The organism is Pseudoxanthomonas sp. F37, from assembly GCF_022965755.1.
In the GTDB taxonomy this organism is placed as follows: domain Bacteria; phylum Pseudomonadota; class Gammaproteobacteria; order Xanthomonadales; family Xanthomonadaceae; genus Pseudoxanthomonas_A.
The window spans coordinates 2,274,817-2,290,306 of record NZ_CP095187.1 but is presented as its reverse complement, the minus strand read 5'-3'; the positions used below and the strand labels follow the sequence as shown (position 1 = coordinate 2,290,306).

The 15,490-nt window shown below is 68.5% G+C and carries 13 protein-coding genes; 7 read left to right on the top strand and 6 right to left on the bottom strand.

The genetic code is table 11. The annotated features are described in order from the left end of the window. The first annotated feature begins 11 nt into the window (after positions 1-11). Positions 12-785, top strand: coding sequence for a DUF2189 domain-containing protein (locus tag MUU77_RS10610; protein ID WP_245086499.1), 774 nt, complete (start codon positions 12-14; stop codon positions 783-785). A 96-nt stretch (positions 786-881) separates the two neighbouring features. Here MUU77_RS10610 and MUU77_RS10605 read toward each other — a convergent pair whose 3' ends face one another. After that, the gene (locus MUU77_RS10605) at positions 882-2,054 is read right to left on the bottom strand and encodes an isovaleryl-CoA dehydrogenase (protein ID WP_245086496.1); all 1,173 of its coding nucleotides are present in this window, start codon (positions 2,052-2,054) and stop codon (positions 882-884) included. Between the two features lie 53 nt (positions 2,055-2,107). Continuing rightward, positions 2,108-3,208: a Glu/Leu/Phe/Val dehydrogenase dimerization domain-containing protein gene (locus tag MUU77_RS10600; protein WP_245086493.1), complete on the bottom strand. Its 1,101-nt coding sequence runs from the start codon at positions 3,206-3,208 to the stop codon at positions 2,108-2,110. Between the two features lie 217 nt (positions 3,209-3,425). On the opposite strand from MUU77_RS10600, the gene MUU77_RS10595 reads away from it, so the two are divergent. The 4 genes from MUU77_RS10595 (at position 3,426) to MUU77_RS10580 (ending at position 9,465) form a co-directional block, all read left to right on the top strand. Beyond that, positions 3,426-4,046: a TetR/AcrR family transcriptional regulator gene (locus MUU77_RS10595; RefSeq protein ID WP_245086490.1), complete on the top strand. Its 621-nt coding sequence runs from the start codon at positions 3,426-3,428 to the stop codon at positions 4,044-4,046. A 19-nt stretch (positions 4,047-4,065) separates the two neighbouring features. Beyond that, entirely contained in the window at positions 4,066-4,995 is a 930-nt protein-coding gene (locus MUU77_RS10590; protein ID WP_245086487.1) for an alpha/beta hydrolase, read from the top strand. A 121-nt stretch (positions 4,996-5,116) separates the two neighbouring features. Beyond that, a complete protein-coding gene (locus MUU77_RS10585) occupies positions 5,117-8,752 on the top strand; it encodes a methylmalonyl-CoA mutase family protein (protein WP_245086484.1) in 3,636 nt (1,211 codons plus the stop codon). A 122-nt stretch (positions 8,753-8,874) separates the two neighbouring features. Beyond that, entirely contained in the window at positions 8,875-9,465 is a 591-nt protein-coding gene (locus MUU77_RS10580) for a hypothetical protein (protein ID WP_245086481.1), read from the top strand. Positions 9,466-9,765: 300 nt separating this feature from the next. On the opposite strand, the gene MUU77_RS10575 is transcribed toward MUU77_RS10580, so the two are convergent. Further along, on the bottom strand, positions 9,766-10,641 hold the full coding sequence (locus MUU77_RS10575) for a type II toxin-antitoxin system RelE/ParE family toxin (RefSeq protein ID WP_245086478.1): 876 nt from the start codon (positions 10,639-10,641) through the stop codon (positions 9,766-9,768). 250 nt (positions 10,642-10,891) lie between these two features. Here MUU77_RS10575 and MUU77_RS10570 point away from each other — a divergent pair, with 250 nt between their 5' ends. Further along, complete coding sequence (locus tag MUU77_RS10570; RefSeq protein WP_245086476.1) at positions 10,892-11,731, top strand: amidohydrolase family protein; 840 nt, start codon at positions 10,892-10,894, stop codon at positions 11,729-11,731. Between the two features lie 106 nt (positions 11,732-11,837). Here the strand turns inward: MUU77_RS10570 and MUU77_RS10565 are convergent, their stop codons facing one another. Next, positions 11,838-12,656 (bottom strand): helix-turn-helix domain-containing protein, encoded by an 819-nt coding sequence (locus MUU77_RS10565; RefSeq protein WP_245086473.1) that lies wholly within the window; start codon positions 12,654-12,656, stop codon positions 11,838-11,840. Between the two features lie 98 nt (positions 12,657-12,754). Between MUU77_RS10565 and MUU77_RS10560 the strand changes: the two genes are divergently transcribed. Further along, positions 12,755-13,585, top strand: coding sequence for an NAD-dependent epimerase/dehydratase family protein (locus tag MUU77_RS10560; protein WP_245086470.1), 831 nt, complete (start codon positions 12,755-12,757; stop codon positions 13,583-13,585). On the opposite strand, the gene MUU77_RS10555 is transcribed toward MUU77_RS10560, so the two are convergent. Both MUU77_RS10555 and MUU77_RS10550 read right to left on the bottom strand, forming a co-directional pair. After that, positions 13,586-14,440: a PA4780 family RIO1-like protein kinase gene (locus MUU77_RS10555; protein WP_245086467.1), complete on the bottom strand. Its 855-nt coding sequence runs from the start codon at positions 14,438-14,440 to the stop codon at positions 13,586-13,588. A 146-nt stretch (positions 14,441-14,586) separates the two neighbouring features. Further along, positions 14,587-15,390, bottom strand: a complete 804-nt coding sequence (locus MUU77_RS10550) for a DUF2306 domain-containing protein (protein ID WP_245086464.1) — start codon at positions 15,388-15,390, stop codon at positions 14,587-14,589. Positions 15,391-15,490: the final 100 nt, after the last annotated feature.

The following is a 15,490-nucleotide window of genomic DNA, read 5'->3' as shown; positions in this document are numbered from 1 at the left end:
GGGAGGGGAGCATGGCGGAACCACCATCGACAGACCCGGCGGCGCGTCCCTTCGTCGTGCCCTGCGCCGACCTGGATGCGGGTGCGCCCGGGCGCTGGCTGCGCGCGGGCTGGCGGGACATGCGTCGCGCGCCGGCATTGAGCCTGCTGTTCGGCGCGGTGATCGTGCTGGTCAGCGCCGGCATCTCGTGGCTGGCCTATGCGCTGGGGCGCTTCGCGCTGCTGGCGACCCTGCTGTCCGGCTTCGTGTTCGTGGCGCCCTTGATCTGCGTGGGCCTGTACTGCGTCAGCCGGGCGCTGGAACAGGGCCGCACGCCGCGCCTGCGCGATTCGTTCGTGCTGGCGCGCCGCGTGCTGGGGCAGGCGGGGGTATTCGCGCTGGGGCAGGGGGTGATCATCCTGCTGTGGTCGCGCGCCGGCATGATGGTGGGTGCGTTCTTCCCGTTCGACGGCGGGGATCCGGGCGCGTTCCGGGAGTTCCTCGCGCTGGGGTCTGCGGTCGGCGCGGTATTCGCCACGCTCACCTTCGCCGTCACCGCCTTCTCATTGCCGATGATCGCCGACCGCGACGTGGACATGGTGACGGCGGCCGTCTCCAGCGTGCATGCCGTCATGCGCAACAAGCGGGTGATGCTGGTGTGGGGCCTGCTGCTGGTGGTGCTGACGGCGGTGGGCTTCGCCACCGCGCTGCTGGGCCTGGGCGTGCTGATGCCCTGGCTGGCCTACGCCAGCTGGCATGGGTACCGGGAGACGCTGGATGCATCGGCGTGGCCGGCGCTGGAGTGAGCGGCGCGCGGGTCGGCGCGGGCGCTCGAGCCCGTCGTCGCCATGGATCTGCCGGAGGTGGGGCCAAGGCCCACCCGACGGCATGGCCGGGGCGGATCAGCCCCGGCCGTCGAACAGTTCCCGCCCGATCAGCATGCGGCGGATCTCGTTGGTGCCCGCACCGATGGCATAGAGCTTGGCATCGCGCAGCAGGCGGCCGGCCGGGTACTCGTTGATGTAACCGTTGCCGCCCAGCGACTGGATGGCTTCCAGCGTGACCTGTACGGCGGCTTCCGAGGCATGCAGCAGGCAGCCGGCGGCGGCCGCGCGCGAGCCCTGGCCTTGGTCGAAGCCGCGCGCCACCTGATAGGCGAAGGCGCGGCTGGACTGCAGCGCGGTGTACATGTCGGCCAGCTTGCCCTGCATCAGGCCGAAGGTGCCGATGGCCGCGTCGAACTGCTTGCGCTCGCGCACGTAGGGCAGGGTGATGTCCAGCGCCGCCTGCATCAGGCCGATGGGCCCGCCGCTCAGTACCAGGCGCTCGGTGTTCAGGCCGCTCATCAGCACGCGCACGCCCTGGTTGACCTCGCCCAGCACGTTCTCGGCGGGAATCTCGCAGTCCTCGAACACCAGTTCGCAGGTGTTGCTGCCGCGCATGCCCAGCTTGTCCAGCTTCTGCGCGGTGGAGAAGCCCTTCATGCCGCGCTCGACGATGAAGGCGGTCATGCACTTGCTGCCCGCATCCTTGCCGGCGGTGCGCATGTAGACCAGCAGCACGTCGGCTTCCGGCCCGTTGGTGATCCACATCTTGTTGCCGTTGGCGACCCACACGCCGTCACGGAGTTCGGCACGGCAGCTCATCGAACCGACCACGTCCGAACCCGCGCCCGGCTCGCTCATCGCCAGCGCGCCCTTCCACTGGCCGCTGCACAGCTTCGGCAGGTACTTCGCGCGCTGGGTGGCGTTGCCGTTGAGGTAGAGGTTGGAGACGCACAGGTTGGAGTGCGCGCCGTAGCTCAGGCCCACCGAGCCCGAGGCCCGCGAGATCTCCTCCATCGCCACCAGGTGGGCCAGGTAACCCATGCCGCTGCCGCCGAACTCGGGGTCCACGGTGATGCCCAGCAGGCCCAGTTCGCCCAGCTTGGGCCACAGGTCCTGCGGGAACGCATTGTCGTGGTCGATCTGCGCCGCACGCGGCGCGATCTCGGTCTGCGCGAACCGCTGCACGGCCTCGCGCAGCGCATCCAGTTCTTCGCCCAGCGGAAACCCGCTGACGGTATCCGGTCGCATTCGGTCCTCCCTCCTATTGCGGCCAATCCATGTTGTCGGTGGAACGTACTACGTCAATGCTCGCCGCGCAGATGCCCCATGAAGCGCGGCGCGGTGCGGCCCAGCGGCAGCTTGAGCTTGCCGATGGCGGTCATGCGCGCCTCGGCGATGCGGTCGGCGGCGTACTGCGGTGCGATGTTCTCCTTCTCCGCCAGGTCGAAGATCTTGCCGACCGTGTGGTAGATGGTGCGCATCATGCGCATGGCGCGCTCGCGGTTGTAGCCGTCGATCTCCAGCGACACGTTCATCACGCCGCCGGCGTTCACCGCGTAATCGGGCGCATACAGGATGCCGCGCTTGGCCGCTTCCACCCCGGTGACATGCGACATCTGGTTGTTGGCGGTGCCGCAGATCACCTTGGCTTTCAGGCGGGGCAGGGTCTGTTCGTTGATGGCGTATTCCAGCGCGCACGGGCTGAACACGTCCACGGGCAGGTCGTAGATCTCGTCGGGCTTGACCGCCTCGGCGCCGTATTCCTCCACCGCATGCTCGACCAGCGCGGGGTTGAGGTCGGTGACGAACAGCTTGGCGCCGCGTTCCTTCAGCAGCTTCACGTACTCCATGCCGATGTGGCCCAGGCCCTGCACGGCGAAGCTGTACTTGCCGATTTCCTCGTTGCCGAACTTGCGGTTCAAGGTGGCCATCAGGCCCTGCAGCGCGCCATAGGCGGTGAACGGCGCCGGGTCGCCGGAACCGCCGTGCACCTGGTGCACGCCCACCACGTATTCGGTCTCGCGGTAGACGTTCTCCATGTCGTTGACGTCGGTGCCCACGTCTTCGGCGGTGATGTAGCGACCACCCAGCGAATCCACGTAGCGGCCGAAGCTGCGGAACAGCACCTCGGTCTTGTCCACGGTGCTGTCGCCGATGATCACCGCCTTGCCGCCGCCCACGTTCAGGCCGGCCAGGGCGTTCTTGTAGGTCATCGTGCGGCTCAGCCGCAGCGCGTCGTTCAGCGCCAGCGCGCTGTCGGCATAGGGCCGCATGCGCACGCCGCCCAGCGCCGGGCCCAGCACCGTGCTGTGGATGGCGATGATGGCCTTCAGCCCGGCGTCCGGGTTGTGGCAGAAGACGACCTGTTCGTGGCCGGACGTGTCGAGCGTTTCGAAGATCATGGGGGGCTCCGGTGCGCGGGTGGGGCCGGCGCGGGCTTGCCTTCAGCGGCTAACGGGTTGTCAGAAAAGAAAAAAGCGACGTTTCCGGAACACGGCCGTGGTCGTCGCAGGGCGGCAGTTTAATGCAATCGGCGGTGGGTGCCATGACAAGGGCGGCATGGCGCTTCGCGCGCGCGGGCAGTTGTGGAAATAGAACGGTCGTGCTATTTCTGTCGGTATGACACCGCAAGCCGCCACCCACAAGGGCAATGCCACCCGCGAGATGATCCTGGCGCGGGCCTACGACATTGCCGCCCGGCACGGTCTGGAAGGGCTCTCCATCGGCGAACTGGCCACGGCCGCCGGCATGTCCAAGAGCGGCGTCTTCGCCCACTTCGGCTCGCGCGAGGATCTGCAGCTGACCGTGCTGGCGTGGACGGCCGACCGCTACGCCCGCGCCGTGATCGCCCCCGCCATCGGCCTGCCGCGCGGCCTGCCGCGCCTGCGCGCGATCATGGAAAACTGGTTCCGCTGGGTCTGCGACAACCCCGATGGCTGCGTCATCCTGGCCGCGGCCCACGAATACGACGCGCGCCCGGGCCTGCTGCACGACCGGGTCGTCGACTGGCTGCTGCAGCTGCGCCAGCAACTGGTGAAGGCGATCGGCATGTGCATCGACACCGGCGAACTTTCGCCGAAGACCGACCCCGTCCTGCTCGCGTTCGAACTGTTCGCCATCGCCCAGGGCCTTCATGACGCCCGGCTCTACGATGCCGGACAGGCCCCGCAGCTGGCCCGCCGTTCCCTGGACCGCCTGCTGGCGTCCTACGGCGCCCCTGCCGTCTCCCATCCCGCCTGAATACCCGAGGGTTACCGCCATGGCCGTTGTGACTGTCCGGCAAAATAGCACGACCGTTCGTAAATCGTGGGGGCTCGCGCTGCTGAGCGCACGCTTCGCCATCGGCAGTTGGGTCGCTCCGAGCAGCACGCTGACACGCGCGTTCCAGTTGTTCTGCACGCCCATGCCGGGTGCGCGCGCACGGGCCCGCCACAGCGACACGGGCGGCGCACGCCTCGGCGAAGTCGTTTTCGGCCGCGAACGCCTGGCGACCTACGCCTGGGGCGATCCGGCCCGCCAGCCGACCGTCCTGCTGGCGCATGGCTGGTCCAGCTTCGGCCTGCGCTTCCTACCATGGGTGGAGCCGCTGCGCCGGGCGGGCTATGCCGTGGTGACGTTCGACCAGCCCGCCCATGGCCGCAGCAGCGGCCGTCGCGCCACGCTGCCGATGTTCGCCGATGCGATCGCCCGCATGGGCGAACACATCGGGCCGCTGGCCGCCGTCGTCGGCCATTCGCTGGGCGGGGCGGGGACCGCCATCGCCATGGCGCGTGGGCTGCAGGCCGAACGCGTGATCCTGCTGGCACCTGCGGCCGATCCCTTCGACGCCGCCCGCCGCTTCGGCGGCATGGTCGGATTGGCGCAGTTCCTCAGCCGGCGGCTGTTCGACGAGTACCAGGAACTCACCGCCCATGACGTGGGCGACCTGCATGCCCACGCCACGGCGCCGCGCATCGGCCGCCCCGGCCTGATCGTGCACGACCTGGAGGACCCCGACGTGCCGTGGTGCGAAGGCGAGCGCTACGCGCGCTACTGGCCGCAGGCCACGCTGCTCAGCACCACCGGACTGGGGCACCATCGCGTGGCCATCGCGCCGGAAACCCTCGATACCGCCCTGCGTTTCCTGCGCGGCGACGCGGTCGGCCAGCGCGTGGTCTCCACGCGCGAGTTGCCGTTCGGGCTGTGCTGACCGGCTTTCCGCACGCTGCCGTACAGTGCGGCCACAGGGTCCATTGGTATGCAAAAGGTGAGGTGCTCACGCGCGAGCGGCTACAATCCCGCTTCTGAATTCGTACCGTGAGCGAGCACGCGTGAGCACACCCGCCAGCCAGTTTCCCGCCGCCCAGACCGACCGTACACCGCTGCGCTTCGTGACCGCGGCCAGCCTGTTCGACGGCCACGACGCCGCCATCAACATCATGCGGCGCCTGATCCAGGGCGAAGGCGCGGAGGTGATCCACCTGGGCCACAACCGCAGCGTCGAAGACGTGGTGCGCGCGGCCTTGCAGGAAGACGCCGATGGCATCGCGCTGTCCAGCTACCAGGGCGGCCATGTCGAATACTTCAAGTACATGGTCGACATGCTGAAGGAGCGCGGTGCCGGCCACGTGCGCGTGTTCGGCGGCGGCGGCGGCACCATCACCCCGGAAGAGATCGCCGAACTGCAGGCCTACGGCGTGGAGCGCATCTACCACCCCAACGACGGCATGAAGATGGGGCTGGTGGAGATGATCCAGGATGTGGTGGCGCGCGCGCAGCACGCGCGGGAATCGGGAATGGAGAATGGGGAATGGCGGCCTTCCGCCAAGCCCGATCTCCATGACGAGGCCGCCATCGGCCGCATGATGTCCGCCATCGAGGATGGCGTTTTCAATGAGCAGGAACTTGCCAGGCTGCGCAAGCAATGGGCCGCCGGCGGCTCCGATTCCCCATTCCCCACTCCCCATTCCCGCACGGGCGGAACGCCCGTCATCGGCATTACCGGCACCGGCGGCGCCGGCAAGTCGTCGGTCACCGACGAGTTGATGAACCGCTTCCTGTCGTGCTTCCCGCAGATGCGCATCGCGGTGATCTCGGTCGATCCCACCCGCCGCCGCACCGGCGGCGCGCTGCTGGGCGACCGCATCCGCATGAACGCGCTGCGCAGCGAACGCATCTACATGCGTTCGATGGCCACCCGCCGCCAGCACGTGGCCACCAATGCCGTGCTGAAGGACTGCATCGCGTTCCTGAAGTCGCTGGGCTTCGACCTGGTGATTGTGGAGACCGCCGGCATCGGCCAGAGCGATTCGGAGATCGTCGACCTGGTCGACTTCCCCATGTACGTGATGACCAGCGACTACGGCGCGGCCAGCCAGCTGGAGAAGATCGACATGATCGACTTCGCCGAGCTGATCGTGCTGAACAAGTACGACAAGCGCGGCGCCGAGGACGCCCTGCGCGACGTGCGCAAGCAGTGGAAGCGCAACCGCGTGGCCTTCCAGACCGCGGACGCCGACGTGCCGGTGTATCCCACCATCGCCAGCCAGTTCAACGACCCCGGCGTCAGCTGGATGTTCGCCAACCTGTGCCGCCTGCTGCGCGAGAAGCTGCAGCTGCCGGCCGAGAAGTGGACGCCCGCCATCGACACGGAGCTGAAGGAGCCGCGCGCCACCGTGCTGATCCCCGGCAGCCGCGTGCGCTACCTGGCCGAGATCGCCGAGCAGGGCCGCGGCATCAACCGCCGCATCGAGACCGAGGCCGAGACCGCCAGCCGCGCCCAGCATTACTGGAATGCGCTGAAGGATCTCCAGGATCCTTCGTTGCCGAAGGCGTTGGAGCTGTATCCCAGCGACGCTATTGTAGGTGCGCCCCAGGGGCGCGAGGCTCTTCCGTCGGATGCGCCGGAAAGCATCGCGGGCACGGCCCGCTCCTACGACGGGCCCGATCGCTCGCTGCTGACGCTGCGCCAGCGCTACAACGACGCCATCCAGTCGCTTTCGTCCGAAGCCCTGAAGCTGCTGCGCGAATGGCCGGCCCGCCACAAGGCGGTGACCGACCCGGTCAACGAGTACCAGGTGCGCGGCAAGACCATCCGCATCGACAACTACACCACCTCGCTCAGCCACCAGCAGATTCCCAAGATCGCGCCGCCGCCTTACCAGGGCTGGGGCGAACTGCTGACCTTCCTGCAGAAGGAGAACCTGCCGGGCAGCTATCCGTACACCGGCGGCGTGTACCCGTACCGCCGCACCGGCGAGGACCCCATTCGCATGTTCGCCGGCGAAGGCACGCCGGAGCGCACCAACCGGCGCTTCCATTACCTGAGCGTGGGCCAGCCGGCCGCGCGCCTGTCCACCGCCTTCGACAGCGTCACCCTGTACGGCGAGGACCCGGCGCCGCGTCCGGACATCTACGGCAAGATCGGCAACTCCGGCGTCAACATCCCCACGCTGGACGACATGAAGAAGCTGTACTCCGGCTTCGACCTGTGCGCGCCCACCACTTCGGTGTCGATGACCATCAACGGCCCGGCGCCGATCATCCTGGCGATGTTCATGAACACCGCCATCGACCAGCAGGTGGAGAAGTACCTCAGGGCCGACGACGCGCGCTGGGCCGAGGCGCAGAAGAAGATCGACGCCTTCTTCGAGGGCCGCGCGCGGCCGCGGTACCACGGCGAACTGCCGCCGACCAACAACGGCCTGGGCCTGGGCCTGCTGGGCATCACCGGCAACCAGCTGGTGGACGAACAGACCTACGCCCGCATCAAGGCCGAGACGCTGGCCACCGTGCGCGGCACCGTGCAGGCCGACATCCTGAAGGAAGACCAGGCGCAGAACACCTGCATCTTCAGCACCGAGTTCGCCCTGCGCATGATGGGCGACATCCAGCAGTACTTCGTCGACAACGGCGTGCGCAACTTCTACTCGGTGAGCATCAGCGGCTACCACATCGCCGAGGCTGGGGCGAACCCGATCAGCCAGCTCGCCTTCACCCTGTCCAACGGCTTCACCATCGTCGAGTACTACCTGGCGCGCGGCATGAAGATCGACGACTTCGCGCCCAACCTGTCGTTCTTCTTCAGCAACGGCATGGACCCGGAGTACACCGTCATCGGCCGCGTCGCCCGCCGCATCTGGGCAAGAGCGATGCGCGAGCGCTACGGCGCGAACGAGCGCAGCCAGATGATGAAGTACCACATCCAGACCTCCGGCCGTTCGCTGCACGCGCAGGAGATCCAGTTCAACGACATCCGCACCACGCTGCAGGCCCTGTACGCGCTGTTCGACAACTGCAACAGCCTGCACACCAACGCCTACGACGAGGCGATCACCACGCCGACCGAAGAAAGCGTGCGCCGCGCGGTGGCCATCCAGATGATCATCAACAAGGAGCTGGGGCTGAACTTCAACGAGAACCCCTGGCAGGGCAGCTTCGTGGTCGACCAGCTGACGGACATCGTGGAAGAGGCGGTCTACAAGGAGTTCGAAGCCATCAGCGAGCGCGGCGGCGTGCTGGGCGCGATGGACACCATGTACCAGCGCGGCAAGATCCAGGAAGAGTCGCTGTACTACGAGCACAAGAAGCACGACGGCAGCCTGCCGCTGGTGGGCGTGAACACCTTCCTGCCGCGCGAGCACGGCGGCGAGATCGCCACCGAGATCGAACTGATCCGCTCGACCGAAGAAGAGAAGGCCCAGCAGATCGCCAACGTGCGCGCCTGGCAGGCCTCGCGCAACGGGTTGGCGCCGGAAGGCGAGACCGACCACAGCCACGCCGCGGCAATGGAAGAGCACGCCGTGCCCGAAGTCCACGACGGCCACGGCCTGGCCTACCTGCAGCGCACCGCGCGCGAACGCCGCAACGTGTTCGAAGCCCTGGTCGAAGCGGTCAAGACCCACAGCCTGGGCCAGATCAGCCACGCGCTGTACGACGTGGGTGGCGAGTACCGGCGTAACATGTAAGCCGGTCCACGCAAAACCCCGCCTCGGCGGGGTTTTTCTTTCGGGGCCGCGAGGCAGGGCTGACGTGTCGCGCGCGGTCGCTTATAGTCCCCGGCCATCGGAGAGGCCACGGGGAGGCCGACATGGAACTCAGTCAGAAGAAGTACTCCCACCGGGTGCGTTACGTCTTCGGCGACGAACAGTTGGACTACCACGTGCAGGACAGCTCCGGCAGCCGGTCGTTCTCGGTGCCTTACTCGGCGATCAGCCGTGATCGGCAGACGCTGGTCGAGCGCAACCAGTGGCTGCGCAACGTGGGCCTGCTGTGGATCGTGCTCGGTATGGTGACGACGGGCCTGAGCCTGACCGGCGAGCAGGGGCTGAAGATCTCGTTCTGGATCTGGGTGGGCCTGGCGTGCTACGGCGCCTACCACCTGTTCTCCACGCGCTTCACCATTATTCCGACCGAGGCCGGCAACCTGCTGGTCATTGACGGCCCCGAAGGCCAGCGCATCCTCGACGAGATCACCTCCCGCCGCGCCAGCTACATGCGCAGCGAGTACGACTTCATGCCGGAGAACGATTCGCCCGAGCAGCACCGTAGCCGTTTCAAGTGGCTGCACCGCGAGGGCGTGCTGAGCGATGATGAACTCGCGCAGCGCCTCGCCGTCGTCGACGCGATGGACCCCGCGCGCGGCGTACCAGGCCCCGAGCCGGGCGCGCGGCTCAACTGAGGCACCGTGCGGCCCAAGAAAACCCCGCCTCGGCGGGGTTTTCTTGGCGGGTGACGGCGTCGGCTTCTTGTAGGCTGGGTCGCCAGACCCAGCATCCCGTGCGCGGAAACCTCCGGTGCTGGGTTTATCAACCCAGCCTACGCAGGCTACCGGGCAGCATCCGCAGTTCACCTGCCGCCCCGGCCCGCGTGCGACGGGTAGCGGAGCGTGATGAGTTCCCTCTCCCTGCGAAGCGAGGAGCTTCGTAGGCTGGGTTGATAAACCCAGCATCGGATACCCACGCGCCTGGGGCGCCCACGCTTACCTGTACGCCCCCGGTCCGCGCCAGATCAGCTCGCCGCGGCGATAGATGCGCATCACGTTGACCACGTCGCGGGCGTCGCCGATGGTGGCCAGGGCGGGGTCGTCGGGTTGCAGCAGGCGGCAGCCGCCGGAGCCGCGGGTGGCCACGATCTCCAGGGCGCAGACCATCAGTTCGCGGCGGCCGGGCAGCGGGAAGGAGACTTCCTTCATGCCCTGGGCGCGCCAGTCGGCGACTTTCAGTTCGTTGCGCAGGTCGTAGTAGATCTGGTGCCCGTCCACTTCCATGCTGGGGGTGGCGGCGTTGCCCTGTTGGTCGCCTCGGCGTTGGCCGGTGCCGACGGTCGGGCCGTAGTTTTCGGGGGCGGTGTCCTGGGCCAGCATGCCGGGCGGTTGGCCCCATTGGGCGGAGCGGCGCCAGGAGGGTGGGTTGGACGGGGGGCGGTTCTGGGGCGGGGCGATGGCCTGTTGGCTGGCCGGGGGCTGGGGCTGGGCCTCGTCGGGGGCGACGGGGTTTTCGGCTTCGGTGACGCGGGTGGTGTCGACGGGGGAGGTGACGGGAGTGGTCACCAGGGGCTTGAGGGGTTTGGGGCGTTCGCGGGGGGTCTTGGCGCCGGTGGGGGGCACAGGCGGCTGGGCGTCGTCCTGGGTGGTGTCGCCCAGGAAGTCCACCTTGACGCGGGCGCCGCCGCTGCTGCTGCTCTCGGTCTGGGCCAGTTCCAGCTTGGAGGAGTACAGCAGGGCCAGCACGAACAGCAGGTGCACCAGCAGGCTCACCAGCGAGGCGATGCTGCGCTCGTTCCGTCTGATGTGGAGGTCTTCCCTGTCCAGCGGGTGTTGCAAGGCCGCGCGCGTGCGGCTCGGCGCATCGGTCATGCGGGGGTGAGGGGTGCGGGGGGAGGGGACTTCATGGGGGAGGTGCGGGCGGCGTAGCAGAGACATTAGCGGGTGGGCGACGTCATGGCTATTGCAATCTGGGCTGTCGTTTAAGAGGCAGAGAAGATGGCGACGGATACGTCCGGTGTGGTCGATGTCCGGCGTGGACGGCGTTGGCCGAGCGGCCGTGGAAGGCTTCGCCCGCGCGTCCATGGCACCATGCGCGCCTCCCCTTGTTGCGAGACGACGCATGTTGCGCACGCTGTTCCTGCTGCTTTGCCTGGCCCCGCCCGTCGCCGTGGCCGCCACGCCCGTGTTCGACGTGCACGTCCACCTGCGTGATGGCGAAACCTCCCTGCGCGAATACCGCGACCAGGTCCGCTCCGCCGGGCTGGAGCTGTCCGGCATCGGCGCCATGTGGTTCGGCGGTCCCCACCAGGCCCGGCAGGGCGACCTGCCCAGGATGCGCGCCGGCAATGACAAGGTGATCGCCCTGGCCGCCGCCCACCCCGACGTACTGCCCATCGCCACCGTGCACCCCTACGACGGCGACGCCGCGCTGGCCGAACTGGCTCGCGTGGCCACCGCTGGCGTGAAGGTGCTGAAGATCCACGCCCACACCCAGGGCTTCGACGTGGCCGACCCGCGCGTGGAAGCCCTCGCGCGCCGTGCCGGCGAACTCGGCATCACCGTGCTGATGGACAACGCCAACATCCTGCCCGGCGACACCGAAAAACTGTTCAACCTGGTGGTGCGCGTGCCGAAGACGAAGTTCATCCTGGCCCACATCGGCGGCCTGAACTTCCGCTTCTGGAACATCCTGGCCCTGGCCCGCACCGCCGACGGTTTCGGCTTCGAGAACCTGTATTTCGACATCTCCGCCACCGTGCTGGTGGTGGCCGATTCGCCGGTGGAAGAAGAGTTCATCTGGACCCTGCGCAACGTCGGCCTGGACCACGTGCTGCTGGGCTCGGACTACCCGCAGATCGGCCTGGGCGCCACCGTGGAGGCGTTCGAGCGCCTGGACCTGACCGCCGAAGAGAAGGCGAAGATCCGCAGCGGCAATGCGCTGAGGTTGTTCGGGTGGTGACGCAGGTCGGGCCTGGGCCCGCCATGTTGATGTCTGGATGGCCGCTACCGCGTCACCGTTCGGTCGAAAGACAGCGGGCCAGGGCCCGCCCTACGAACATCGGGCATCACGCATCGCGTGCAAGGACGACAAAGCGCGGCGCTCCGGCGATATCACCATCGCCGTCGCGCAGTTCGGCTAACAGTGCCCTCGGTGTGCGACCGGCGATGGCGTGGAAGTCAGCGATCAGGTGGGCCTGGTCGTAGTAGCCGGCGTCGGCGGCGATGGCAGCCCAGTGGGCGTCGCCACGCGATTGCGCGGCGCGCACGGCGGACACGAAGCGCGTCAGGCGAGTGTAGGTCTTGGGGCTGAGGCCCAGCGTGTCGTGCAGCACGCGACGAAGATGGCGCTCGCTGACGCCCAGTTCGCGTGCGACATGGCCGACCGACGCGGACTGCAGACGTTCCAATGCGGCAGGCAGGAACGTCGGCGCGGCATGGCGCGTCGTGCGCCGCGCCGCACGCGCCGATACGGTGGCCTCCAGCAGCGCGCCGGCAGCCTGCATGTCGGCCGCCTGCGCCAGTTGCTCGCGCAGGCGATGGACGTCGGGCGTTCCCCACAAGGCTTCCAGCGGTACCGGCGTGCCTTGCAACTCGGTGGCGGAGAGGCCCAGCGCGGCGTCGTAGGTGCCGGGCCGCAGGCGCGCGAGCACAGCGCGCTGTCCGCCGCGGATGAACTTGCGCTGCACCCGCGTGCGCGGTCCCATCGCATGCACGTCGACGCCGCCGGGCAGGGTCGGGCCGAGGCGCACGACGATCTGCGCTTCCACCTGTGGCATGGCGACGCGCTGTCGGTCGCGCGGATACTCGCTCAGCGTCATCGCCATGATCGGCGCCAGGTCGGCCGTGGGCGCGAATACAGGGGAGCGGGCGAGGGCGGGGGACATGCGCTCATTGTGATCGCCTCGCCGGGCGCGCGGCAAACCGGGACGCGATGGCCGTTTTTTCCAATGCGCAGCACGCCATGCCGCCTATCGTGGGCCGCATGAACATACTGATCACCGGCGCGACCGGAAAAGTGGGAAGCAGGCTGGCCAAACGGCTGGTGCAGCAGGGATACGTCGTGCGTGCCGTGGTGCGCGATGCCGCGCGTGCAGCCGAATTGCCCGATCACGGCATCCGGCTTGTCATCGGCGACCTGATGCAGCCCGCGTCGCTGGCGGCGGCCGTGCAGGGGGTGGAGGCGGTGGTGCATTGTGCGGCGTTCTTCCGTGGCGCCACGCCGGAGCAGGCACACGCGGTGAACAACCTGGGCACGCACCATCTGGCGCGCGCCGCCCGCAATGCCGGGGTGGGGCGCTTCGTGTTCACCAGTACCGGGCTGGTCTATGGCCCGAACGGGGGTGTCCCTGCGCACGAGGACGATGCGTGCGCGCCGCCGGATGCTTACCCGCAAAGCAAGTTTGCCGCCGAGCGTATGCTGCGGGACATCGACGGCCTGGATGTGCGCATCCTGCGGTTGCCGTTCGTCTACGGCGATGGGGATCCGCATATCGCCGACGTGGTGCCGTTCATGCGCACCTTTCCGCCGGCGCAGCGCATGTCCATCGGCCACCATGCTGACGTGGCGCAGGCCGTGATGCGCCTGCTGGCAGTGGCGTCACCTGCGCATGCCGTCTACAACGTGGCCGATGACGAAGCGCCGGACCTCGCCACCCTGTTCGCCGCCGTCGGTCATCCGCCGCCCGACGGCAGTACGCCGGAACGCGCGCAGGCGTTCGCGGCGGTGATGGACACGCAGCGCATCCGCGAGGACCTGGGCTTCAAGCCCTTGTTCCCGAGGCTGGCCGACGCGGTGGCGGCCGGGCAGGCGTGATCAATCTTCGTCCTGCGCCTCGCGGCCCTGCTGGCGGATCAGCGCCAGCTCGCGCGCGTCGTTGATCGCATCGCGCACGCCATCGAGATCGACGCTGCGTTCGTTGGGGGTGAACTGGCCGGTCAGGGGGGTGTCCGGCAGCAGCATGCCGGCTTCGAACAGCTCCCACATCTCCTCGCCGTACCAGGTGTCGAGCAGTTCCGGCGCCCAGCGGCCGAGGGTGGCGGTGAGGTTGTTGACGTCGCGCAGCAGCATGCTGCGGGCGGCGTTGTTGCCGGCGGCGCTGACCACCTGCGGGAAGTCGATCACCACCGGGCCATCGGGGCCGACCAGCACGTTGTAAGCGGACAGGTCGCCGTGGATCAGGCCGCAGCACAGCATGCGCACCACCTGCCGCACGAGCACGGCGTGATACGCGCGGGCCTGTTCGGGTGTCAGTTCCACTTCGCCCAGGCGCGGGGCGGAGAAGCCCTCGGCGTCGGTGACCAGTTCCATCACCAGCACGCCGTGGAAGAAGCCATGAGGTTCCGGCACGCGCACGCCGGCTTCGCGCAGCTGGTACAGCGCGTCGACCTCGGCGTTCTTCCACTCGGCCTCCTGCTGCCTGCGGCCGTAGCGGCTGCTGGTGGCGATCGCGCGGGCCTCGCGGCTGCCGCGCGACTTGCGGCCTTCCTGGTACTGCGCGCGCTTCTGGAAGCTGCGCTGCGCCATGTCCTTGTAGACCTTCGCGCAACGCACGTCGTCGCCGGACCGCACCACGTAGACGGCCGCTTCCTTGCCGCTCTTGAGCGGGCGCAGGACCTCGTCGATGACGCCTTCGTCGATCAGCATCAGCAGGCTGGTAGGGGTCTTCACGAAGTCCTTGTGGGGTGCGGGCGCGCGGCCGAATCACGTGACGGCCGCGCAGTGTGCCCGAACGCGGCGTGGCGTGCAGGGGACGGCCGATGTCACGCGCAGGCGCCGACAGTGTCCCGCGTGGCCGGATGCCGACGCGTCGCCGATCACAACACCGGCCACCACATGAAGGCGATCGCCGCCGCACTGCCGGCGGCCGTGAGCAGGGCCAGCAGGCAGAGCAGGGCGCCCATGGCCACCTTCGCCCGCGCATGGCGCGAGCGTTCCGCCCGGAAGTACAGCGCCAGCACCGCCATCGGCACCACCCAGCTGCCGAAGCTGACCAGGATGAAGGGCGCGCCGGTGTAGTCGATCCTGATGCCCAGCGGAGTGAGCACCAGTCCGGCCAGCATGATGCCGATGCGCAGGAACCACACCCCGTTCACCAGCAGGTACGCGCGCAGCGCGTGGCGCCGATGCGCCGCGAAATCCCTGGCGCGCGCACTGCGCCAGGCCAGCAGCGCGAAGACCACGATCAGCAGGCCGTTCAACGAAATCGACAGGTTGCTGGCCGGGCCCAACTGCGAGCCGCGCACCCAGACCAGATAGAACCCCGTCAGCGTCACCACCAGCGCCACCGACAGGAACACCCGGCCGTTCCACCGGTGCAGCGTGGGCCAGCGTCGGCGCAGTGCGGGCACCAGCTGCCACGCCCCGGCGAAAGTCACCAGGCCGGCGAGCAGCGCGTGGCCGACGAACTGCAGGTTGCCCATCACATCGCCCGGCACGTAGCCGGTGACGTGCGGCTTGGCGTTCAGCGGCGCCAGCTCGCCGTCCAGCACCGGCCCGCCGAAGAACAGCACGATGAAGGCCACGAACGCCCATTGCCCCAAGGTGGCGGCGATGAACCAGGCGGCGGCGCCGCGGGACAGCAGGCGGGAGGGGAAGGGCAGGGAAGCGGGGGCAGGCATGGCGGGGCTCAGGTGGGAAAGACCCGCACGATGGAAGGCGAGGCCCGCCTGCGTCCTGCCGATTCGGAATTCGGCCAGCCGGATCGCCCGTGTCGATTCG